The organism is Vreelandella aquamarina, assembly GCF_044805175.1.
In the GTDB taxonomy this organism is placed as follows: Bacteria; Pseudomonadota; Gammaproteobacteria; order Pseudomonadales; family Halomonadaceae; genus Vreelandella; species Vreelandella aquamarina_B.
On the sequence record NZ_CP085232.1, the window covers coordinates 2,914,052 to 2,934,428 of the forward strand.

At 55.0% G+C, this 20,377-nt stretch carries 23 protein-coding genes and 1 rRNA gene; 15 read left to right on the top strand and 9 right to left on the bottom strand.

Annotated features, from left to right (window positions below; all coding sequences use genetic code 11):
• Nucleotides 1-40: 40 nt before the first annotated feature.
• Nucleotides 41-676: a hypothetical protein gene (locus LG300_RS13530; RefSeq protein ID WP_404375842.1), complete on the bottom strand. Its 636-nt coding sequence runs from the start codon at nucleotides 674-676 to the stop codon at nucleotides 41-43.
• A gap of 178 nt (nucleotides 677-854) precedes the next feature.
• Between LG300_RS13530 and LG300_RS13535 the strand changes: the two genes are divergently transcribed.
• From LG300_RS13535 to LG300_RS13560, 6 genes are all read left to right on the top strand, one after another.
• Nucleotides 855-2,750: a histidine kinase gene (locus LG300_RS13535; protein ID WP_404375843.1), complete on the top strand. Its 1,896-nt coding sequence runs from the start codon at nucleotides 855-857 to the stop codon at nucleotides 2,748-2,750.
• Nucleotides 2,750-3,418 (top strand): two-component system response regulator NarL, encoded by a 669-nt coding sequence (gene narL / locus LG300_RS13540; protein ID WP_404375844.1) that lies wholly within the window; start codon nucleotides 2,750-2,752, stop codon nucleotides 3,416-3,418. The genes LG300_RS13535 and narL overlap by 1 nt, the downstream gene beginning before the upstream one ends.
• Before the next feature lie 238 nt (nucleotides 3,419-3,656).
• Nucleotides 3,657-5,249, top strand: a complete 1,593-nt coding sequence (locus LG300_RS13545) for an antiporter (RefSeq protein WP_404375845.1) — start codon at nucleotides 3,657-3,659, stop codon at nucleotides 5,247-5,249.
• A gap of 72 nt (nucleotides 5,250-5,321) precedes the next feature.
• Complete coding sequence (locus LG300_RS13550) at nucleotides 5,322-5,780, top strand: universal stress protein (protein ID WP_404375846.1); 459 nt, start codon at nucleotides 5,322-5,324, stop codon at nucleotides 5,778-5,780.
• Nucleotides 5,781-5,821: 41 nt separating this feature from the next.
• Nucleotides 5,822-7,315 (top strand): MFS transporter, encoded by a 1,494-nt coding sequence (locus tag LG300_RS13555; RefSeq protein ID WP_404375847.1) that lies wholly within the window; start codon nucleotides 5,822-5,824, stop codon nucleotides 7,313-7,315.
• A gap of 199 nt (nucleotides 7,316-7,514) precedes the next feature.
• Complete coding sequence (locus LG300_RS13560; RefSeq protein WP_404375848.1) at nucleotides 7,515-8,459, top strand: tetratricopeptide repeat protein; 945 nt, start codon at nucleotides 7,515-7,517, stop codon at nucleotides 8,457-8,459.
• A gap of 26 nt (nucleotides 8,460-8,485) precedes the next feature.
• On the opposite strand, the gene LG300_RS13565 is transcribed toward LG300_RS13560, so the two are convergent.
• Nucleotides 8,486-9,649 carry a MalY/PatB family protein gene (locus LG300_RS13565; protein ID WP_404375849.1) on the bottom strand — a complete coding sequence of 388 codons (1,164 nt, stop codon included), beginning with the start codon at nucleotides 9,647-9,649 and terminating at the stop codon, nucleotides 8,486-8,488.
• Between the two features lie 39 nt (nucleotides 9,650-9,688).
• Between LG300_RS13565 and LG300_RS13570 the strand changes: the two genes are divergently transcribed.
• Nucleotides 9,689-10,120 carry a hypothetical protein gene (locus tag LG300_RS13570; RefSeq protein ID WP_404375850.1) on the top strand — a complete coding sequence of 144 codons (432 nt, stop codon included), beginning with the start codon at nucleotides 9,689-9,691 and terminating at the stop codon, nucleotides 10,118-10,120.
• A 3-nt stretch (nucleotides 10,121-10,123) separates the two neighbouring features.
• On the opposite strand, the gene LG300_RS13575 is transcribed toward LG300_RS13570, so the two are convergent.
• Nucleotides 10,124-10,483: a hypothetical protein gene (locus tag LG300_RS13575; protein ID WP_404375851.1), complete on the bottom strand. Its 360-nt coding sequence runs from the start codon at nucleotides 10,481-10,483 to the stop codon at nucleotides 10,124-10,126.
• Between the two features lie 110 nt (nucleotides 10,484-10,593).
• Here LG300_RS13575 and LG300_RS13580 point away from each other — a divergent pair, with 110 nt between their 5' ends.
• From LG300_RS13580 to LG300_RS13600, 5 genes are all read left to right on the top strand, one after another.
• Nucleotides 10,594-11,400: a hypothetical protein gene (locus tag LG300_RS13580; RefSeq protein WP_404375852.1), complete on the top strand. Its 807-nt coding sequence runs from the start codon at nucleotides 10,594-10,596 to the stop codon at nucleotides 11,398-11,400.
• A gap of 70 nt (nucleotides 11,401-11,470) precedes the next feature.
• The gene (locus LG300_RS13585) at nucleotides 11,471-11,878 is read left to right on the top strand and encodes an acyl-CoA thioesterase (protein ID WP_404375853.1); all 408 of its coding nucleotides are present in this window, start codon (nucleotides 11,471-11,473) and stop codon (nucleotides 11,876-11,878) included.
• Between the two features lie 38 nt (nucleotides 11,879-11,916).
• A complete protein-coding gene (locus tag LG300_RS13590; protein WP_404375854.1) occupies nucleotides 11,917-12,219 on the top strand; it encodes a hypothetical protein in 303 nt (100 codons plus the stop codon).
• Nucleotides 12,220-12,231: 12 nt separating this feature from the next.
• Nucleotides 12,232-12,753 carry a DUF501 domain-containing protein gene (locus tag LG300_RS13595; protein ID WP_404375855.1) on the top strand — a complete coding sequence of 174 codons (522 nt, stop codon included), beginning with the start codon at nucleotides 12,232-12,234 and terminating at the stop codon, nucleotides 12,751-12,753.
• A 61-nt stretch (nucleotides 12,754-12,814) separates the two neighbouring features.
• A complete protein-coding gene (locus LG300_RS13600; protein WP_404375856.1) occupies nucleotides 12,815-13,360 on the top strand; it encodes a TIGR00730 family Rossman fold protein in 546 nt (181 codons plus the stop codon).
• Nucleotides 13,361-13,398: 38 nt separating this feature from the next.
• Here LG300_RS13600 and LG300_RS13605 read toward each other — a convergent pair whose 3' ends face one another.
• The 3 genes from LG300_RS13605 to LG300_RS13615 all read right to left on the bottom strand — a co-directional run bounded on the left by LG300_RS13605 (nucleotide 13,399) and on the right by LG300_RS13615 (nucleotide 15,871).
• A complete protein-coding gene (locus LG300_RS13605; RefSeq protein ID WP_404375857.1) occupies nucleotides 13,399-13,905 on the bottom strand; it encodes a hypothetical protein in 507 nt (168 codons plus the stop codon).
• A gap of 38 nt (nucleotides 13,906-13,943) precedes the next feature.
• Entirely contained in the window at nucleotides 13,944-14,438 is a 495-nt protein-coding gene (locus LG300_RS13610; protein ID WP_404375858.1) for a tetratricopeptide repeat protein, read from the bottom strand.
• A gap of 290 nt (nucleotides 14,439-14,728) precedes the next feature.
• Complete coding sequence (locus LG300_RS13615; RefSeq protein WP_404375859.1) at nucleotides 14,729-15,871, bottom strand: RNA-guided endonuclease InsQ/TnpB family protein; 1,143 nt, start codon at nucleotides 15,869-15,871, stop codon at nucleotides 14,729-14,731.
• Between the two features lie 214 nt (nucleotides 15,872-16,085).
• On the opposite strand from LG300_RS13615, the gene LG300_RS13620 reads away from it, so the two are divergent.
• Both LG300_RS13620 and yaaA read left to right on the top strand, forming a co-directional pair.
• Entirely contained in the window at nucleotides 16,086-17,117 is a 1,032-nt protein-coding gene (locus LG300_RS13620) for an NADP(H)-dependent aldo-keto reductase (RefSeq protein WP_404375860.1), read from the top strand.
• 140 nt (nucleotides 17,118-17,257) lie between these two features.
• Nucleotides 17,258-18,037, top strand: coding sequence for a peroxide stress protein YaaA (yaaA, locus tag LG300_RS13625; RefSeq protein ID WP_404375861.1), 780 nt, complete (start codon nucleotides 17,258-17,260; stop codon nucleotides 18,035-18,037).
• 2 nt (nucleotides 18,038-18,039) lie between these two features.
• Here yaaA and LG300_RS13630 read toward each other — a convergent pair whose 3' ends face one another.
• Nucleotides 18,040-18,615, bottom strand: a complete 576-nt coding sequence (locus tag LG300_RS13630) for an isochorismatase family protein (protein WP_404375862.1) — start codon at nucleotides 18,613-18,615, stop codon at nucleotides 18,040-18,042.
• A gap of 142 nt (nucleotides 18,616-18,757) precedes the next feature.
• Here LG300_RS13630 and LG300_RS13635 point away from each other — a divergent pair, with 142 nt between their 5' ends.
• Nucleotides 18,758-19,606 (top strand): Tim44 domain-containing protein, encoded by an 849-nt coding sequence (locus tag LG300_RS13635; protein ID WP_404375863.1) that lies wholly within the window; start codon nucleotides 18,758-18,760, stop codon nucleotides 19,604-19,606.
• Between the two features lie 131 nt (nucleotides 19,607-19,737).
• Here LG300_RS13635 and LG300_RS13640 read toward each other — a convergent pair whose 3' ends face one another.
• Together LG300_RS13640 and rrf are read right to left on the bottom strand one after the other, a co-directional pair.
• Entirely contained in the window at nucleotides 19,738-19,926 is a 189-nt protein-coding gene (locus tag LG300_RS13640) for a hypothetical protein (protein WP_404375865.1), read from the bottom strand.
• 276 nt (nucleotides 19,927-20,202) lie between these two features.
• Nucleotides 20,203-20,318, bottom strand: a 5S ribosomal RNA gene (gene rrf / locus LG300_RS13645).
• Nucleotides 20,319-20,377: the final 59 nt, after the last annotated feature.

Here is a 20,377-nt window from a genome sequence, read left to right on the forward strand (position 1 = left end):
AGTACTTGTTGAGTATTTATACCGTGCTTATAAAGTTGCTTTATGAGTTTGGATGCCGAACTGTTGTCGCGTCGGAAGCGCGCCTAGCCATACAATCAACTGCTTTCCGCGTAGGAGCTTCAACAAAGAGCCATAACAGCAGCATTACCATGGCAAGGGGAACCAACAGGCTCAATGGGGCGGTGCGCCAACCATACGCTTGGACCACCAACGGTTCCATTTTTAACGAGAACCCTACACCCGCTAGCAGGGCCAATAAGAGTCCAACCAAAAGGCGCAATGGACGCCCTGGCATCCAGCCTTGCGCATGCGCAACGCCCGTTGAGATCACTGCGCTCGCCAACCCGAGTCCAGCACCAATCAGCAGAAACTCCCACGGCTGGCTGGCTAAGCCAAACCAACCGAGCACTAGCGCCAGCCCTACCAGTAGCCACTGCATCAAGCAGCACGTATCGCTGCGCCGAGCCATACACCATGCTGGCCAGGCCACCAAGGCACCGACCCCCAACGGCAGCAGCACGTAGCTAGTGTGCTTTGCAAGCAGACCGTAGAGCGTCCAGCTAGCTACCACTAAGGCACTTGCCATCGGCACTAACAGCACCGCTACCAACAGCTGGTAGCCGTTGACTGGTTCTGCTGATGTCTCCAGCGGCGATAAGGGAGTAAAAGAGGGCATGGTGTTTCCAGCAAGAGTATGAAGACATCGAAAGACATGCCAGAATTGTCGGTAAATGCCGAACTTCGGTCAAAAAGCATCGGAGGTAGTTCGGCTAACCCCAAAGGGATAGCCCGCTTAGCTGGATGAAAATAGTGACAGGCCTCTTTATTACTTATTACGCGTCATTAGGACTGCTATGAAATTACTTCAACGCTCCTTAGTAGCGCGCATTATCGCTTCACTGCTCGCCATTAGCGGCATGGCTTTGATTAGCATCACCTTAACAATGTCTATGTCTAATAGCATTAATGGTGCAGCCGGGGCTATTAACATCTCTGGCTCGTTACGCATGAATGCTTATCAAATTATGGGGACTTTGCAGCGCTTAACCTACACTGCAGAGCAGGAAAATTCACAACTCGACAACCTCATATCCCGTTTTGAACAGCGGCTCTATAACCCTACCCTACAACAAAGCATCCCTAACGATGTTCAGCATGAGCGCTATCGCCAGCTGAAAAAGATCGAAGCCTACTGGCAGCATACGCTGCGCCCTGCTCTGGCCAGCGCGCCCTATGACACTGAGAACGATCTGAGTGCACTGCAAGCGATGATCGACACTATCGTGGTCGATATTGAGACGTTAGTGCTGCTTCTTGAACAAAGCACAGAAGCCAAAGTGCAGCTATTAGGCATGATGCAAGTACTCTTCTTGATGCTGATCGCCATTGTTGTGTTGATTGCTCTGTACGATGTTCGCCATAACCTCGTCGTCCCTTTGCGCCAGCTAATGGTACTTGCGCGGGAAGCATCTCAACGTAATTTCAAACCTCGCTCGCAGCTTCGCGGCAGTGACGAACTAGCCCTGTTAGGGCGGGCGTTCAATAACATGTCTGCCGAGCTAGCCACCAGCTACGCTGACCTAGAAGATAAAATATTGGTTAAAAAGCAGGAGCTTGAACGCAGCAATCAAGCGCTACGAGTTATGCACGACGCTAGCCGCTCACTTTACGGCGGTGGTAATGACCTGTGTTCTAGCGCGGCCCCCATGCTGCGCGAGCTAGAAAAACTACTGAATATTGGGCCAATGCGCCTGTCGCTGAATGATCCTTTTGATCAGCGAGAAATGCCGGTTCTTGAAACCCATTCACGTACCCGACCAGAATATTGCCGCGACCAGGAGTGCCACGCCTGCCTGATTGACCCTGCTCCCTTAGACTTGGTAGCGACAGACCAATCACACTGTTTACTGCTGCCTATTAGTGTGGGCGACACCTTACTGGGCACCTTAGAAGTTTGGTATCACCAGGAGCGACTCAACGATAGCACCCGCCGCATGCTAACCATGCTCGCCGACCAGCTCGCCACGGCGATTTATTTACAAAGGCGCATTGAGGAGCAACAGCACGTCACTTTAATCAATGAGCGCACAATCATCGCACGCGAGCTGCACGACTCGCTGGCACAGTCTCTCTCTTACTTGAAAATGCAAGTGGCACGGCTAGAGCGTATGCAGCAGAAAAATGCCACGCCTGAAACTCAAGCAGCCGTGTGTGATGAGCTGCGTAGTGGCTTAAACAGCGCTTATCGACAGCTGAGAGAGCTACTCACGACGTTTCGGCTTAAGCTGGAAGGACCAGGACTCCAATTCGCACTACGGGAAACCATCGACGAATTCACTCAGCGAATGGGGGTGGAGATAGAGCTTCATTACGATTTACCGCCTTACTTACTCAATCCTAATGAAGAAATTCATGTGCTACAGATTATTCGTGAAGCACTGGCCAATACGCATAAGCATGCCCAAGCTCATTGGGCTGCGGTTACAGTAAAATTTGCTAACGCACAGCTCTTAGTACAAATTGAAGACGATGGCATCGGTCTTAAAGACGATGGCTCACCACCTATGCACTACGGTTTGGTCATTATCCGCGACCGTGCCCATACCCTGAACGGTGACCTTAACATTGCCAATCGTCCCAATGGTGGTACGCGTGTTGAGCTTAACTTTACACCATTGACCGCTCGCTTAATTCAACAACAGCCTTCTTCGGCTGACACCGATTCTCCTTTAGGTACAGGGACCTTTTGATGACACTTTCAACCGCTAATGACACACCTGCCACTCTTTTGATTATTGATGACCACCCGCTATTACGCCGTGGTGTGGCGCAACTGCTTGAGTTGGAAGATGACCTAGAGCTAGTGGGTGAAACGGGCAATCCAGAAGAGGGGCTTGAACTCGCCCACAAATTAGAGCCAGATCTAGTACTGCTTGATTTAAACATGCCAGGCATCAATGGGTTAGAAGCACTGCGCCGCTTACGGGAGGCTGACTATAGCGGACGCATAGTGATGTTTACCGTTTCTGACCATGAGGACGATGTTGTCGCAGCACTACGCACCGGTGCCGACGGCTATCTACTGAAAGATATGGAACCTGACGACATGGTGCGCCAGCTGCGGCAGGCTGCCTTAGGACGCATGGTGATTAGCGAGAGCCTAACCGCTCTGCTGGCGGAAGCGCTACGCAATCAGCGCAGCGCGCCTACTACTCCCGACATTCATAGCCTGACACAACGCGAGCGTGAAATTCTGCAACAGCTTGCGGGTGGCCTTTCCAATAAACTGATCGCCCGCAAGCTGGACATTACCGAAGGTACCGTTAAGGTTCATGTGAAGCACCTGCTCAAAAAGCTCAATTTGCGTTCACGTGTCGAAGCCGCCGTCTGGGCGGTGCAGGAAGGACTCGACCGCTAAACGATTCTGTGTGGTTACCTCCAAAGACTTTTGGGGTACGTTTTACATTCCTCTCCCCTTACCCCGCCCCGTTTTTTCTCTTTAAAATCAATTCACTTTGGCTTTTCAGCGACTACCTCTCAAGTGGTAGGTCGCTGATTTTTCAGATATTTCCACTAGTTTCCCAATTCCTTTCTCGCGCGTATCTTGGATTTTAACCGCTAGATGAAGAAAGGTTTGTTGCTAAGGGGAAACCGCCATGAGTAAAAGAAACGCCGACATTGAGAAGTGGAATGTCGAAGACTCCCAATTTTGGGAGCAGGAAGGCAAACGGGTCGCCAACCGCAACCTATGGATCTCCATACCCAGCCTACTAATGGGCTTTGCTGTCTGGATGATGTGGGGAATGATCACCACCCAGATGCAGAACCTGGGCTTTTCATTCACCGTTAACCAGCTATTTTCCCTGACCGCGCTGGCTGGTCTGGCAGGTGCAACACTGCGTATTCCTGCGTCGTTCATGATTCGTATCGCAGGTGGGCGCAATACGATCTTCCTGACCACGGCGCTACTGATGATACCTGCTGCCGGTACCGGTATTGCCTTAATGAACCCAGGTACGCCGTTCTGGGTATTCCAAGCTTTAGCCCTGCTTTCCGGTATCGGTGGCGGTAACTTCGCTTGCTCAATGAGCAACATCTCCACCTTCTTCCCCAGCAAACAACAGGGCTACGCGCTGGGCATGAATGCGGGCCTCGGCAATTTTGGCGTCACTACCATGCAGATTTTGATCCCGCTGGTAATGACCGTTGGTATTTTCGGCGCGATGGGTGGTTCTCCTATGGAACTGCAAAGCGCCAGTGGCACCTTGATTGGCCGTATTGAAGCAGGTACTGACACCTGGATCCAAAATGCTGGTTTTATCTGGCTCGTGTTTCTGATCCCACTCGCCTTCGCTGGTTGGTTCGGCATGAACAACCTGCGCACCATTACGCCCAACCCCGGCTCACCGCTAGCCGCTTTCAGCAAAATATTGGGGCTTTACGGTGTTGGTTTGGTGACTGCGATCATCGGTATGCTAGCACTCGGCTGGCTGAATATGTGGATTGCGCTACCCCTAACCATTGTGCTGACGCTGGTGCTGTTGCGCCTGATTCCTGGAGATATTAAACCCAATATCCAAAAGCAGTTCGCCATTTTTTCCAATAAACACACTTGGTCGATGACCATTCTCTACATCCTGACTTTCGGCTCCTTTATCGGATTCTCAGCAGCGCTGCCGCTCTCCATTAACGTCATCTTCGGCAGCATGATGGAAACAGCCGCCGATGGCTCGCTGGTTCGTGTGGCCAACCCAGAAGCGCCTAGCGCTTTGACCTGGGCGTGGATAGGCCCCTTTGTGGGCGCGTTAATTCGCCCGTTGGGTGGTTGGATCTCCGATAAAGTAGGCGGCTCCATCGTTACCCAAATTATTTCAGCCATCATGGTCGTCGCTTCCATCGCCACCGGCTATGTGATGATGCAGGCTTATAACGCTACCGACCCGAATCAATTCTTTTGGCTCTTCCTGCTGCTCTTCATTGTTCTCTTTGCTGCCAGCGGCATCGGCAATGGCTCTACTTTCCGCAGCATTGGCGTCATTTTCGACCAGCAACAGAAAGGCCCGGTACTTGGCTGGACCTCCGCTGTTGCTGCCTATGGTGCCTTTATTGCCCCAAGGGTAATGGGTGAGCAGATCCAGGCTGGCACACCGGAGCTTGCCATGTATGGCTTCGCGGTCTTCTACGCCGTCTGTTTGCTCATTAACTGGTGGTTCTACTTGCGCAAGGGTGCCTACGTTAAGAACCCCTAAGCTTCACCTGTCTTTCTATCCCCGGAGCTAGGCTCCGGGTTTTGACCCCCCTACCCACTGCGGGAGGACACCATGAAAATCATGATCGCTTACGACGGTTCGAGAAACGCCAAACTGGCGCTCGCCCAAGTCGTCAATATGTTCCGCTGCAACCAACCCTTGCTAGTCCTTGTTGGGGTGGTAGAGAACCCCCTCGACTCTACGGATAACAACGAGGCGCTTTTCCAACAAGAGCAAGAAGAGCTGAAGCAGCACTTAAAAGAGGGAGTGGCGTTCGCTGTTGGCGAGGGCTTTCATGCCGAGCAGCTGTTAGCCGAAGGGGACGCGCGCAAAATGCTGCTTCAAGCAACCCAAAAGCTCTCACCAGACCTGTTGGTAATTGCACGCCACAGCCATCAGCCTGATGGCGGCATCATTGCCAAATCATTGACTTACTTCGTTGACGAACTCGACTACATGACGTTCGGCAGTGTTAGTTCGTTCCTGGCCCGACGCGCTGAGTGTCCCTTGTTAATTTTGCCTAGCCCCTAACCGGCTACTTCATAACTTTTAGGCCACAGGACGATACGACGATGAAAGTTTCTGCTGTATTCAAATTTCGCAGCCCTGAAATACGGGCACTGCACCTAACCTGGATCGCTTTTTTTATTACGTTCTACGTGTGGTTCAATATGGCGCCGCTTGCATCGAGCATGCTCAAGAGCGTCGATTGGCTCACCACAGACGACCTCAAGCTATTTGCTATTTGTAACGTTGCCTTAACGATTCCTGCCCGTATTATCGTGGGCATGGCGCTGGACCGCTTCGGCCCACGTCGAGTGTTTTCGGTGCTAATGGTCACTATGTCGATCCCTGCATTGGCATTCGCCTTCGGTAATACGATGACCCAGCTGCTGGTGGCACGCCTTGTCTTGAGTTCGATTGGCGCTAGCTTCGTGGTTGGTATCCACATGACAGCGCTATGGTTTAAGCCCAAGGATATTGGCTTCGCTGAAGGCTTCTATGCAGGTTGGGGTAACTTTGGTTCTGCCGTCGCAGCGATGTCACTACCAACCATCGCCCTCAGCATGTATGGCGGCCCCGATGGCTGGCGCTGGGCTATCGCTCAAAGCGCCGTGGTGATGGCCGCGTATGGTGTCTATTACTGGTTCGCTATTACCGATGGTCCAGACGCTCAAGCCCACCGTAAGCCTCGTAAAACGGCTGCGATGGAAGTGAGTTCTTGGGGCGACATGATAAAACTCATTATTTGTACGATCCCCTTGGTCGGCGTACTTGCCATCCTGGTCTGGCGTATCCAGTACATGGGCTATTTATCAACAACCGGGGCGATTATTGCCTATTTGGCTATCATCGCGATTGTTATCTACCAGATTGTGCAGATTCTACGGGTGAACTTGCCCATTCTGCGGAAGGGGGTACCTGAAGACGATAAGTACTCGTTCAACAGCGTTGCCGCGCTTAACAGCACCTATTTTGCTAACTTTGGCGCTGAGCTAGCAGTGGTATCCATGTTACCCATGTTCTTCGAGGAAACGTGGGGGCTAAATGCCGCCACCGCTGGCCTCATTGCCGCCTCATTCGCCTTTGTTAACCTGGTAGCACGCCCTATGGGCGGTATGGTTTCCGACCGTATGGGCAATAGGCGCTTCGTTATGCTGTGCTACATGTTTGGCATTAGCGTAGGCTTCTTACTGATGGCGATGCTGAACTCTAGCTGGCCGCTGTTTTTGGCAATTCTCGTCACTATTGGCACTTCGATTTTCGTGCAGGGTGCCGAAGGGGCAACTTTCGGGATCATTCCCTCTATTAAACGCCGCATTACTGGGCAGATCTCCGGTATGGCAGGTGCCTATGGAAACGTGGGCGCGGTGGTTTACTTAACCATCTTCACCTTTGTCACACCCACCCAGTTCTTCTACATCATTGCCACCGGTGCCTTCATCAGCTGGGTGATTTGCCTAGTGTGGCTCAAAGAGCCGGAAGGAGCTTTTGATGATGAGTATTACGTCTCTTCCGTCGATCGAGCCATCGAAGAGCAGTATTTGCAGGAAGCCAAGTCCTAAACGTAAGTCCTAAACAAATAGAGATTACCCGACATCAACCCACCACCTAAAGCCATGTGGTGTTACAAGTCCAAGCCGTTACCGAAAGGTAGCGGCTTTTTTGTACTGCCCTGCTTTATTTCTTTCTCGTTCCTTGAATCTATACACGGCTGCCTGCATATCATGCAGTAACCTTTTTTATGCAATGCAGAGTTTACCCATGTCGATTATTGATCCCCGCACTGGCAATCCGCTAAGCGCCGAGCCTGCGACGAACGCTAATGCACCAGCAGATGGCGAGCGCCCGACAGTCACGCGCGAAGAAGTCATCATTGAGCTCAACGCCGGCAATATCCAACAGGTGCTGGAAGCTTCCATGCAGGTGCCGGTACTGCTGGATTGCTGGGCGCCCTGGTGCGAGCCGTGTAAAAACCTGATGCCGGTGCTTGAGAAGCTGGCCGTTGAGTATGGCGGCGCGTTTCTGCTAGCCACGCTGGATGTCGAGGCCAACCCAGAGATTGCAGGCCAGCTTGGCGTGCGTTCGGTACCGGATGTGAAGCTAGTGAGCCAAGGCGGCTTGGTGGATAGTTTCCAGGGCGCGCTACCCGAGAAAGAGGTGCGCGAGTGGCTCAACCGCTACTTCCCAGCCCCCGGTGACGCACCGCCCAGCCCCGAAGAGCAGGCAGAGGAAGCCTTGAGCGCTGGCGATGCCGCAGGCGCACGGGAAATTTACCAAACGCTGATTGGTCAATACCCGGAACATTACGCCTACCACATTGGCCTTGCCAAAGCGCTGGTGGCGGAAGGGCGTGGTGAAGAAGCCCGCAGCGTGCTGGATAACCTGCCGCCAGAGGAGCGCGATGCGGCACCTGCCCGTGGCGTCCGCGCCAGCATCGAGTTCAGCGAACAGGCACTCTCAACAGAAGAGATCGCCGCACTAGGTGACCGCACCGACAGCGAAGCCCAATACCAGCGGGCGCTTCGCCAAGTGGCCGATGGCCAGTACGATGCAGGCCTGGAAGCACTGCTGGCGCTGATGAAGCAGGACCGCGCCTATAACGATGACGCAGCCCGCAAAACGCTGCTACAGGTCTTTGACGCCCTGGGTGCCGATCACCCTCTCACGGTCACCTACCGCCGCAAGCTGTTCGCCCTGCTCTATTGATGCCGCTACGTGACCGGCGCGCCGTATCACGCTTTTAACAACGCATCCATCCGTGATAACGCCGCTTCCAGCTGGGAAGCGGTGGTTCCGAAGTTCAGCCGCACGAACCCAGGGCAGCCAAAGGCCGCACCGTCAGACAGGGCCACGCCCGCCTGCTCCAGCAGCGTTTTGGCAGGGGACTCCCCCAAGCCCGCTTCGCGCATATCCAGCCACGCCAAGTAAGTGGACTCAGGCGTGCTCAGCGAGACGCCGGGCCACGTTGCCACACGCGCTTCTAGCGCTGCCCGATGACTGCGTAGAACGTCCAGCAGCGCTTGTCGCCAGCGCTCACCCTCTCGATATGCCGCCTCAGCGGCCACCAACCCCAGCACGTTGCCATCCGGTAAAAACCCTTTCGTGGCCGCGGCAAAGCGCTTTCGTAGCGTGGCATCGGGGATAACCGCGCAGGCGCTCGTCAGACCGGCCAAATTAAACGTTTTCGACGGTGCCCACAGGGTAATCGTGCGTTTGGCAAGCTTAGGGAACAGCGCGGCCAGAGGACGGTGGCGTGCTCCTTCATCCAGCAGCAAATCACAGTGCAGCTCATCGGAGACCACCCATAAATCATAGCGCTCGACCAAGGCAGCCAACTGTTCAAGCTCTTGTAGCGTCCATACGCGGCCGGTGGGGTTATGCGGGTGACACCAGAGCAATAGCCGGGTTTGCGGGGTAATAGCCGCTTCTAGCGCTTCGATATCCAGCCGCCAAGGCTCGCCAGGGGCGGCAGGCTCCGCTAACATCGCCTGTTGCGCTAGCCGCCCGGTGCGCTCGGCCACGGCCAGAAAAGGCGGGTAGATCGGCGCAATGGTGAGCACGCCCTCGCCTGGCTGCGTTAACGCCATGGCGGCAAAGTGCAGCGCGGGCACCACGCCTGGCAACCACTGCTGCCACGCCGGCTCAATGGGCCATGCATAGTGGTGGGCGCTCCACTGGCAGAGGGCATCAGTTAACGTGGCGGGCACTTCGCCGTAGCCATAAACGCCGTGGGCCACCCGCCGCTGCAGCGCGTCGATCACCGCAGGCGGCGAGTGAAAGTCCATATCCGCCACCCAGAGCGGCAGCACATCCGCCGCGTAGCGGTGCCATTTCTGCGAGGCGTAATTTCCTTCGGGAGCGCGCCGCTCAACGGGCGTGGCAAAATCAAACGCCATGACACATCTCACTTATTTCCACGGGAGTAGACACTGAGCATGCCGCAAGATGACTTTTATACCAAGATGCGCGCAGGCCTATCGGCGCTGTTGCGGCAGTGGCGCTCGTTGGGTCAGGCAGATGCCGACCAGCTGGCGCTGATTCTGGCGGAAACCGCTAGGGTCGCCAAACTGGGCACCCCCGATGCCACGCCTAGCGGTGCGACGCTGGAGCAGTGGAGCCAAGACCAGCAGGGTGAAATGCCGCTGTGGGCGCCGCGCACGGCGGTTTTTCTGCTGAACCAGATGCCTGCCCGGCCGACCCCGCAAAGCGACGAAGAAGCCTGCGCCTGGGCTTACTGCTGGCTGCGTAACCGCTCGTTCGACTCACTGGGCGCTGCCCGTGCCGCCCTGCCTGCCCACTTAACCGAACCGTTGGCCGAGGCGCTGGAAGCCGCCTGGCGCGACCAGCAGGGGCTTAGGCTGGTATAACCTTCAGCGCCGTTTACGCACCGGTGATTTCGGTTTAAAGCCCGCAGGCTTGGTAGCGAGCCAATCCACAAAGGCACGGATATCAGTATCATTCATCAGTGCTTCTAAACTGGCAAAGCGGTCGGCTAGCTCGCGCTCGCTATACAGGCGGTGAATATGCTTATGGCAGGGGTGACAGAGCCACACAATGGCGGTTAGCCGCTCTTCACGGCTGTAGCGTTTCTGATAGCGCGGCTTATTATGCAGCGTCCGCGGGATGAGATGATGCTTGGTGAGTGGCGTGCCACGTTGGCACAGTTCGCAGCCATCCGGTTTGGGTGGCGGAGAAAGCGCGTGGGTGCCTGAGGGATTGGCAGGAGTCACGGTAACAGCCTCAAACGCTGGCAATATCTCAACGGTTAATAGCACTTAAAGCGTTAAAAATCAGTAGCTCAAGCATAGTAAACACATAATAAACGTAAGGAAAACGCCGCATGGTAGAAGTACCCCTCACTTGGCAGCTGGCAAAGTTCGGGCTCTCCGTCAGTATGGTATTGGGTTTAGGTGCTATCGCTGTCCGCGCCAGCCCGCGTATAGCTGGACTACTGGCAGGTTACCCATTAGGCACTGCGCTGGCCCTGTTTTTTATCGGCTTGGAAATCTCACCCAGCTTTGCCACCCAAAGCGCTGTGCATACGCTAGCTGGTTTCACCGCGACCATGGCATTAGGCGCAGGCTATTTAGTGATGGGCCGCCAACCCGGTATTAAAGGCATTACAGGTGGTCTGCTGGGCGGCTTTGCCGCGTGGCTAATCATGAGCACCCTGCTGGCACAATTCAGCTTTACACGCCTGAGTGGCACGCTGGTCACGCTATGTGCCATTGGCATCTTTAGCTGGCTGTTTCGCACTATCCCTGATGTTAAGAGCCAAGCGAGTAGTGTCTTTTCCTGGCCTGCGCTAGCAACGCGCGCTGGGCTTGCCACTGCCATCATTTTTATCATCACCAGTATTGCCCACTGGTTGCCCCCAGAGTGGGCAGGCACCCTAGCAGCTTTTCCCGTCACTATGCTGCCGTTTTTACTCATTCTCCACTTAGGTCATGGCTATGGCCCTGTTGCGACCGTCATAAAACATTATCCTATGGGCCTTGGCTCGCTACTTAGTTATACCCTATGCGTTTCTTACACCTACAGTACGTTGGGGCTGTTCTGGGGAACGCTGGCTGGATTTCTCGCCGCTACGTTATGGCTCCTAAGTTGGATGCAGCTAACCGCTTGGTATCAGCGCCGCAACGCTTGACCAAGCGCTCGCTAGGGTTAATTCTGAGCAGTGTTTCTGCGTTGATTTCACTAACAATAAGGATATCGCTATGTTTACCCGCATCATTGAGCCAGCTTTTTACGATACGGATGCCCTGGGCCATATTAATAACACCCGCCTGCCCGCCTGGTTTGAACTAGCACGTAATGACCTCTTCAAGCTCTTTACCCCTGACCTGAACCCAAAGCAGTGGCGCTTAATCATGGCCCGCATGGAAGTGGATTACCGCGCTGAACTGTTTTACGGCCACGATATCGAAATTCGTACCTACTTAACCCGTTTGGGTAACAGCTCGTTTACTGTCACCCAAGAAGCACGGCAACATGGTACGCTGACCAACCTAGGCCATACGGTGATGGTGCAGTATGACCATCAAGAAAAGCGTGCCGTGCCTATTGAAGGCAAGCTGCGCGAGGCGCTTGAGGCGCATTTGGATACCGCGCCAGCCCCTGCTTAATTTTTCTCGCCGTTTGGCGAGGCACTCCAGGAGCACCCATGGCTATCCGCTATAATCTCTGGATTGATCCTGACAACACGGCGCAGCATCGCGCCGTGGAAGCCGATCTTGAGCGCTACTTTATGGAGCGCTTCGCCGATTACCCGCATATCCGCTTGTTCGGCGCAGACCCCTACGATTATGATGCCCCGTTCAATCGACTTTATGACGTGCTAATGGCCCGCGCGGCAGAGTACTGCGAGGAGAGGTGGCGCTATGTTGCCTCCCCAGAGCAGCTTAACCGCTGTTTCTTCCGGGCCGTTGGCCGTTCCAACAAGTTTATCCAAGACGACCGCAAGTGAGACCTCTAAGCAATGGTAATTCGTACCGACCAAGCACCCGACGAGCGCCAGCTGGCGATTATTACCCAACAGCTCGGGCGAGCGCCTCGCGGTATTGAAGCCGTTGCAGCCGCCGATCCCCACGGCACACCGCTAGTTCTGAGGATGGCGCCCATTGTGGATGGTAAGCCTTTCCCCACTCTTTATTGGCTCTGCTCCGACCTGCTGAAAATCGAAATCTCGCGTATTGAAGCCGTCGGCGTGATCAAATCGCTAGAGCAGCGCTTGCAGGAAGAGCCTGATTTTCTGGAAGCTTATCGACAAAGCCACCAGGACTACGTGGCCGCCCGCTGGCGCTTTATGAGCGATGCCCAGCGCGAAGAAGTAGCTCGCCTGGGCTATACCGACGTGCTCACCGAACGCGGTGTTGGCGGTATTAGTAACTGGCAGCAGGTGCGCTGCCTGCACACCCAATACGCCCATCATCTATGCGGGCATAATGTTATTGGGCAGTGGATGGACGAACACTACGACGTTCAACGCTGCCTAGGTTAACGCTTTACCCTATCGTCCGCTGGCCCACTATTCACTCCTCTGCGATAAGGACGCCTCCACTATGTCACGCATCTGTGTTTACCTCGGCTCACGGGAGGGCAACAGCCCAGCCTTTCGCCAAGCTGCCAACGCGCTCGGCACTGCCCTTGGGCAGCGCGGCCACACGTTAGTCTATGGCGGCGCGCGCATTGGGCTGATGGGTGAGTTGGCCAACGCGACACTGGCAGCGGGTGGAGAGGTGATTGGCGTCATGCCAGACCATTTGGTGGAGCGGGAACAGGCGCATTTTGGCTTAACAGAATTGATTCGCGTGCCGAATATGCACGAGCGTAAAGCCACCATGGCGGCCAACGCCGACGCGTTTATCGCTCTGCCTGGGGGCATTGGCACGTTTGAGGAGCTATTTGAGATTTGGACCTGGGGCTATTTGGGGTTACACAATAAACCGCTGGGCCTACTGGACACCGATAGCTTTTATGCCCCGCTGCTGGCGTTCCTGGATAACACAGTGGGCCACGGTTTTCTGGCGCAAACTACCCGGGATATGCTGCTCGATGCCCCCACCCCAGGCCAGTTGCTAGACGCTTTAGAAGCTCAGCTGGTGTAAACAAAGGGCCGACAAGCACGGCTCAATGTATAGAAAGCTTATGCGCTACCTGCCAGCGCCAGGGTGCGCTGATAGGTCAGTTGAAGGAGACGGGCATCTTCCCCGGCACGATGGCGGTGGATGCCCCATTCGGCCACTACGGCCTCTTTGGTATCGCTCCACAGCGCCTGCTGCGCTTCGCTAAGCAATATACGCAGCGCTTCCAGGCGAAAGCGTGGCAGCATACCCGCATGATGAAACAGCAACGATAGCCATGTATTGTCATAGCCCCAGCTATCGCTATAAGCCTTACCCAGCTCACGCAGCTCGTCATTGAGCCACTGCGCTACCTGGCGCACCGGATAACCCTCTTTCATCAGCCTATCCCGGGAAATACCGTGTAAAAGCTCTGCTTTTGGGTCCCAGTGGGTCCACTCATCCAACGGCTGAATAAGAAACGCGCAGCAGCTACCGTCGGCACGGGCAATGCCAACTTCAATGGGGTAACTGCCGCGCCCGAATCCGGACGCTTCAATATCTAGCACTGTGGGTAGCGTCTCGGACACTGACTTCCTCTTTTATGAATCGCAACCTGGCGTGCGCTTTAAGCAACCGCCATTTCCACTGCAGGCTGGCGCTCTGCTACACGCTGCCAGTAATCGGCCTGCTCATTATCTACCGCTAAGCCTAGCTCACCTAGCCGGTAAGCCCGCGCTAGACGCTCCGCCGCCAAATAGTGCCCTGCCTGTGCCGCACGGGCATACCACGTGACGGCATAATCTTCACGACGCGGGTACTGAACACAGCCATGCTCATGAATTTTCGCGAGCTGATACTGCGACTTTACATCGCCCGCCTGGGCGGCTTCCAGTACATAGCGTGCGCCAAGGGCCTTGTCCTGAGGAGACAGGCTGCGGTGAAACAGCATGTGTCCATAAATGGATTGCGCATCCGGGTGCCCTGCTTCTGCACACCGCTTAAATAGTCGCATGGTCAAGCGCTGCGTACGCGGTGAGCGGGGTAATAACCAACGAGAGTGAAACAGCTGCTCGGCTAGACGAAACTCCAACCGGGTAAACAACGATGATGCCTGCGGCATGGCAAACCACCCTGCCTATCTGTTGAGATCTTCGGCTAACCATCTCGCCTACAGCGACGGCTAACCACACGATAAACCGGCACTTGGCCGGTCGATGGGCTGGCAAGCATACGCCTGCCTTCGCTATGACTCAACCCTTTGACCTCCTCCCCTTCCTCAGCTGCTTAGGAAGCTGCCGCCTGCGGCGGAAAGAAAGGGGATTCCCTGGTTGTCGCCTTCCAGGTTCCTGCTTCGCTGTCCGTTGCCTTCAATGCCTTGGCATTGACGGTCTTACACAAACTCAACAGGCGTCAATTCCCGAGGGCCCCTCGGTATTTGCTGCAACTCTCGGCACCGGCGAGTAGCGCGGTGCCGGCTTGTAGGATGTTTCGAGCGGCATTGAGGTCACGGTCAATGCCCTGGATGCCGCAGCTTGGGCAATCCCAAACGCGCACATCGAGCGGCAGGGCCTCCCGCACAAAGCCGCAGCCATGGCAGCGCTTGCTACTGGGGTACCAGCGGTCGATCTGGACAAACTGCCGTCCCGCCCACGCCGCTTTGTACTCAAGCTGGCGAACCAACTCCCCCCAGCCGACATCGCTGATCGCTTTGGAAAGGTGACGGTTTTTAACCAGGTTCTTCACCTGCAAACTCTCCGCCGCGATCACTTGGTTGTCGTTCACGATCTGGCGGGTGAGTTGATGCAGGTGGTCACGCCGAGTATCGGCAATCTTGGCATGGCATTTAGCCACTTTTAACCGCACCTTGGCGCGGTTATTCGAACCTTTTTGCTTACGGCTCAATTGCCGCTGCGCCCGCGCCAGCTTGCGCGCATAGCGTGCCGTATGGCGGGGATTGTTAACCCGCTTTCCGTCACTGGTCACAAATAGGTCTTTCAGCCCCAGGACGATACCGACCATTTTGGGCGTGATCGGCAGCGCTTCAGTGTCCACTTTGCACAGGCAGCTAATGAAGTAACGACCAGCGCGGTCTTTGGAAACGGTCACCGTGCTGGGTGCCGAGGGCAGGTCGCGGCTCCAGCGGATGTTGAGCGGTTCGCGGCACTTGGCCAGCGTGATCTGACCATTGCGGTACGAAAACGCCGAACTGGCAAAGGTGGCCGACTGCCGGTGTTTCTTGGATGTAAAGTGGGGGTAGCGTGCCCGTTTGGCAAAGAAGTGTTTGAACGCGGTTTGCTGATGGCGCAAGCATTGCTGCAACGGCACCGAACTAACCTCAGTTAGAAAGGCGGTGTCCGGCTGCTTCTTGAGTTGCGTCAGGAACGCACTGGCGTCGTGATAGCCGATTTTCTCCTGGCGCTGATAGAACGCATTGGTGCGATAGCGCAGCACCGTGTTCCAGACAAACCGCACGCACCCGAACGTCTGCGCCAGCAGGGTTGCCTGCTCGGGCGTCGGATAGAAACGGTATCTGTAGGCGCGTTCGATTGTCATGGCTTACACATTAGCCATCTAGTGGTAAGAAAACAAGGCGTCCTGGCGGACGCCGCGCTATCCATCCGCTCACTCAAAGATAAGCGGTTTTCCGCGCTGACTGATAATTTGCTGCTTTTGTAGAGCCTCGCTAACATGCCCTCCACACGCTAATAACGGCGGCGCTCATCGCCGCCAACCCGGCGCTTTTTTTCGCCTTAACGAGGAGACAACCATGCAAACGCGCCCTCTGGGTAGAACCGGAATTGAGGTCAGCCGACTCTGTTTAGGCACCATGACCTTTGGCGAGCAAAACAGCGAGGCCGATGCCCATGAACAGCTCGACCGCGCAGTGGCATTCGGTATCAACTTTATCGACACCGCTGAAATGTACCCTGTTCCTCCTAAAGCGGACACCCAGGGCTTAACAGAGACTTATATCGGCAGCTGGCTGAAAGCCCGTGGCGCTAGGGATGACGTTATTATTGCCACGAAAGCCGCAGGACCGGGTTTAGAACATATTCGCGGTGGCCCCAAAATGAGCCGTGACCACCTCCACCAAGCCATTGATACCAGTCTTGCACGGTTGCAAACCGATTACGTTGATCTTTACCAACTGCACTGGCCCGACCGCAACACCAACTTTTTCGGCAAGCTCGGCTACACCCACGCCGAGCAGGAAGAGGCGACGCCGCTGGAAGAGACGCTCTCCGCCCTGAAAGAGCTGGTCGATGCTGGTAAGGTTCGCGCCATTGGTCTTTCCAATGAAACCCCCTGGGGCGTCATGCGAATGCTCCAGCTCTCTGATCAGCTAGGCCTTCCCCGCGTCGCCTCTATCCAAAACCCCTACAACCTGCTGAACCGCTCGTTTGAAGTCGGCTTGGCGGAAATTGCCCATCGTGAGGATGTGGGCCTGCTGGCTTACTCACCGCTGGGGTTCGGCGTGCTGTCAGGCAAGTATCTTAATGGTGCCCAGCCGCCAAAAGGCCGTTTGACCCTCTATGAACGCTTTAAGCGCTATACCTCACCAGAGGCGGAAGCCGCGACCCAAGCGTACGTCAACTTAGCCAAGGAGCACGGGCTTGACCCCGCACAAATGGCGCTGGCGTTTGTGAACTCGCGCAGCTTCCTCACCAGTAACATTATTGGTGCCACCACCATGGATCAATTGGAGAGCAATCTCGCCAGCGAAAGTTTGAAACTGGATGACGAAGTGCTAACTGCAATCGACGATATCCATCGCCGTATGTCAAATCCCTGCCCTTAACCGCCCCTATCGAGCCGATAGCCTCGGCCGCCGCCGAGGCTTGGTATAATCACCCCAACATTCATTTTTCTCGTTACCTTTCCCCGCTACGATCACACCCGAGTAGCGACTCCCTTCTGTCACGGCATAAGGAGCACGCCATGCTGAGCGTTATTTCACCCGCCAAAACGCTGGATTTTGAAACACCGTCTACAACCGACGACGTCACCCAACCCGATTTTCTTGACCAGAGCCAGCCACTAATTGACATTTTGCGGGGTTACTCACCTCAGCAGCTTAGCGATTTAATGGGCATCAGCGATAAACTGGCTGGGCTGAATGCGGCTCGTTTTGCCGATTGGCAACCGCCCTTCTCGCTTGAAAATGCCAAGCCCGCTGTTCAAGCCTTTCAGGGGGACGTATACACCGGCCTTGAAGCAGAGACGTTTAGCGATGCGGATAATCAGTTTGCCCAGCAGCATTTACGCATTTTGTCGGGGCTTTACGGCTTATTGCGCCCGCTGGATCTTATTCAGCCGTACCGGCTGGAAATGGGGACTAAGCTGCCTAACGCCGCAGGCAAGGACCTTTACGCTTACTGGAAGCCCACATTAACCACGGCGCTAAATCACGCTATTGCAGAGAGCGGCTCGAAAGTGTTGGTCAACTTAGCATCCAACGAGTACTTCAAAGCCGTGGATGCTAAGAAGCTGGATGCACGGGTGATCACCCCGGTCTTTAAAGACGAGAAGAACGGCACTTTTAAGATTATCAGTTTCTACGCCAAAAAAGCCCGCGGCTTAATGAGCGCCTGGATAATCCGCCAGCAAATCAACGAGCCCGAAGCGCTAACGGGCTTCGATGTAGCGGGTTACCGTTTTGATGCTGCGGCCTCGGAAGGCGATACCCTCGTCTTCACACGCCGGGAAACCGATCGGTAAGGTCAGAAAAACCTTACTTTTTGGGCGGCTCGCGGCTTAAGAAACCGCCTGTGCACATCTTTAAAAGTGGCTGTATCGCAGCGGTAGAGCCACTCATAGGCCACCATATCGGCAGTGACTGCCACCGCTCCGTTTGCACAAGCCCGTTCCCGAGCCAAGCGTGCTTCTTCCGGCCGGCGGCTGGCGGTCGCTTCGCTTAGCCAAAAAACGTCATACCCAGCTTCTAACAAACCAAGTGCGCTCTGCAGCACGCAGATGTGCGCCTCTGTGCCGCAAATCACCACCTGTTGACGCCCAAGCGCTGCCAGCGCCTGTTTGAAGGCTGGCTCTTCTGCCGCGCTAAAGTGTAGCTTCTGCCATACTTCATGCTCTCCTAAGCCCGCCAACAGCGTTGGCGCAGTGCCACCCAGCCTTTCAGGATACTGCTCGGTCAGCCATACCGGCACTTGCAACGTATTGGCAATGCCAGCCAGCCACCCGGCCTCTTTTATGGCAGCCTCACCGCCCTCAATCACAGGCAGCAGACCGGCTTGAAAGTCGATCATTAATAGGACGGTTTGAGTCTGGTCTAAACGCACTTTTTGCTCCTTTTTTTGTCTTTATAGTCAATCCCACCATCACCCAGGCGAGGCATTACACGGTAAACTGACGCCTGACTACTTTCTACGCGCTTCTCACACAAGTGTGAAGCACCCTTTGCATCCTCATTGGAGAATCAATATGTTAAGGCAATTCTTTGTCATGCTACTGGTTAGCGTTATGGGCTTTAGCGCCGCAATTGAACACGCCGAGGCACGCCGCCTAGGTGGTGGTAGCAGTATGGGCAGCGTGTCACGCTCCGCCGACCGGCCGGCCAGCACGCCTGCACAGCAACAGGCCCAAGGTACCCAGCAGCAAGGCGCAGGCGCTGCTACGGCTCGCCGTGGTGGTATGGGCGGTATGATTGGTGGCTTACTGGCAGGCGGTTTGCTAGCTGCGCTGTTCTTCGGCGGTGCCTTTGATGAGCTGCGCATCATGGATTTACTGTTGATGGCCGGTGTCGCAGCGCTGGCTATCTTCGCGTTCCGCGCTTTTATGCGGCAACGCCGTCCTGCGCCGGCAACCGCTACAGGCTACCAGCGCGAATGCCAGGAAACTCAGCACACCCCCAACAACTTCTCTGCGGCCCCTGGCAGCTTGGCGGGCGGCTTACAGAGCACGCCTGCCTGGTTTGATAAAGAGCGCTTCCTCGGTGGTGCTAAAGAGCATTTTATGACGCTCCAGCGCGCTTGGGATAATAACGACTTCAGCCAGATCCAAGAGTATGTTACTCCCGAACTCTACAACCTACTGCGACAAGAGCGTGCCGAGCAGCCTGCTAACAATCGTACCGAGATAGTTCGGCTATTTGCGGAGCTAGGCGATATTAACGAGTATGACGGCTACGCTGAAGCAACCGTTATTTTCCACGGTGTTCTGGAAGAGAATGGTGAGCAAACCGAGTTCAACGAAACATGGCACTTGACCCGCACGATGCGCGACCAAGCCCCTTGGTACTTGCAGGGTATCGAGCAAAACCCAGGCGCGTAACAGTGCTACTTCCATAAGCGCAGTAACTACTCTGATAAAAGTATGACTGCCTTAAAACGCAAAACAGCCGCTTCTTGCGGCTGTTTTTGTATTAGTGAAATATCAATATTCTGAACCGAAAGAGGCGCTCGTTAGTCCTCTGCAGACTCTTCAAGATCCTCGCCCATCTCTTCTAAGCTTTCACCCGCATCTTCCATGCTCTCATCAATGTTTTCGCCTGCCTCTTCAGCAGGGCCTTGATTATCACAGGCAGCCAAGCCGCCCATCATCATGGCCATCAGTAGCGCAACTGCAAGCTTCTTCATCAACGGGGTACTCATATCGCCTCTCCTCCTGAGATGCTGCTTCAATGATAGGTACCCACTCATCCTAGTTGCTAGGCGGCACTCCCGCCACTCATACCTAGTAACCTATTGTTATTTAAATTATTAAAACAGATGTTTAAAGGAAGCTTTGTGCATAGTGTATAGCCAAGTGACCAGCGTTAGATCTAAATTACCCACACAGCAAAAAGCCCCGAGCACGGTGTGCTCGGGGCTTTTGTTGGGTGCAAACAAATCACCCAACCGGTTGGCTGGGTGGTTTGCAAAATAGGTGCCTGACGATGACCTACTCTCGCATGGGGAGACCCCACACTACCATCGGCGCTAAGCGGTTTCACTGCTGAGTTCGGCATGGGATCAGGTGGTTCACGCGTGCTATGGTCGTCAGGCGTAACGGGTAATGCATATCATGCTGTGTTAGGTGATCGTCTCTTTGGCAAGCCTTGGC

Bases quoted from the DNA above. Each gene is read 5' to 3' on its own strand.
- LG300_RS13530 (WP_404375842.1), bottom strand. From the start codon at position 676: ATGCCCTCTTTTACTCCCTTATCGCCGCTGGAGACATCAGCAGAACCA.
- LG300_RS13535 (WP_404375843.1), top strand. From the start codon at position 855: ATGAAATTACTTCAACGCTCCTTAGTAGCGCGCATTATCGCTTCACTG.
- narL (WP_404375844.1), top strand. From the start codon at position 2,750: ATGACACTTTCAACCGCTAATGACACACCTGCCACTCTTTTGATTATT.
- LG300_RS13545 (WP_404375845.1), top strand. From the start codon at position 3,657: ATGAGTAAAAGAAACGCCGACATTGAGAAGTGGAATGTCGAAGACTCC.
- LG300_RS13550 (WP_404375846.1), top strand. From the start codon at position 5,322: ATGAAAATCATGATCGCTTACGACGGTTCGAGAAACGCCAAACTGGCG.
- LG300_RS13555 (WP_404375847.1), top strand. From the start codon at position 5,822: ATGAAAGTTTCTGCTGTATTCAAATTTCGCAGCCCTGAAATACGGGCA.
- LG300_RS13560 (WP_404375848.1), top strand. From the start codon at position 7,515: ATGTCGATTATTGATCCCCGCACTGGCAATCCGCTAAGCGCCGAGCCT.
- LG300_RS13565 (WP_404375849.1), bottom strand. From the start codon at position 9,649: ATGGCGTTTGATTTTGCCACGCCCGTTGAGCGGCGCGCTCCCGAAGGA.
- LG300_RS13570 (WP_404375850.1), top strand. From the start codon at position 9,689: ATGCCGCAAGATGACTTTTATACCAAGATGCGCGCAGGCCTATCGGCG.
- LG300_RS13580 (WP_404375852.1), top strand. From the start codon at position 10,594: ATGGTAGAAGTACCCCTCACTTGGCAGCTGGCAAAGTTCGGGCTCTCC.
- LG300_RS13585 (WP_404375853.1), top strand. From the start codon at position 11,471: ATGTTTACCCGCATCATTGAGCCAGCTTTTTACGATACGGATGCCCTG.
- LG300_RS13590 (WP_404375854.1), top strand. From the start codon at position 11,917: ATGGCTATCCGCTATAATCTCTGGATTGATCCTGACAACACGGCGCAG.
- LG300_RS13595 (WP_404375855.1), top strand. From the start codon at position 12,232: ATGGTAATTCGTACCGACCAAGCACCCGACGAGCGCCAGCTGGCGATT.
- LG300_RS13600 (WP_404375856.1), top strand. From the start codon at position 12,815: ATGTCACGCATCTGTGTTTACCTCGGCTCACGGGAGGGCAACAGCCCA.
- LG300_RS13610 (WP_404375858.1), bottom strand. From the start codon at position 14,438: ATGCCGCAGGCATCATCGTTGTTTACCCGGTTGGAGTTTCGTCTAGCC.
- LG300_RS13615 (WP_404375859.1), bottom strand. From the start codon at position 15,871: ATGACAATCGAACGCGCCTACAGATACCGTTTCTATCCGACGCCCGAG.
- LG300_RS13620 (WP_404375860.1), top strand. From the start codon at position 16,086: ATGCAAACGCGCCCTCTGGGTAGAACCGGAATTGAGGTCAGCCGACTC.
- yaaA (WP_404375861.1), top strand. From the start codon at position 17,258: ATGCTGAGCGTTATTTCACCCGCCAAAACGCTGGATTTTGAAACACCG.
- LG300_RS13635 (WP_404375863.1), top strand. From the start codon at position 18,758: ATGTTAAGGCAATTCTTTGTCATGCTACTGGTTAGCGTTATGGGCTTT.
- LG300_RS13640 (WP_404375865.1), bottom strand. From the start codon at position 19,926: ATGAGTACCCCGTTGATGAAGAAGCTTGCAGTTGCGCTACTGATGGCC.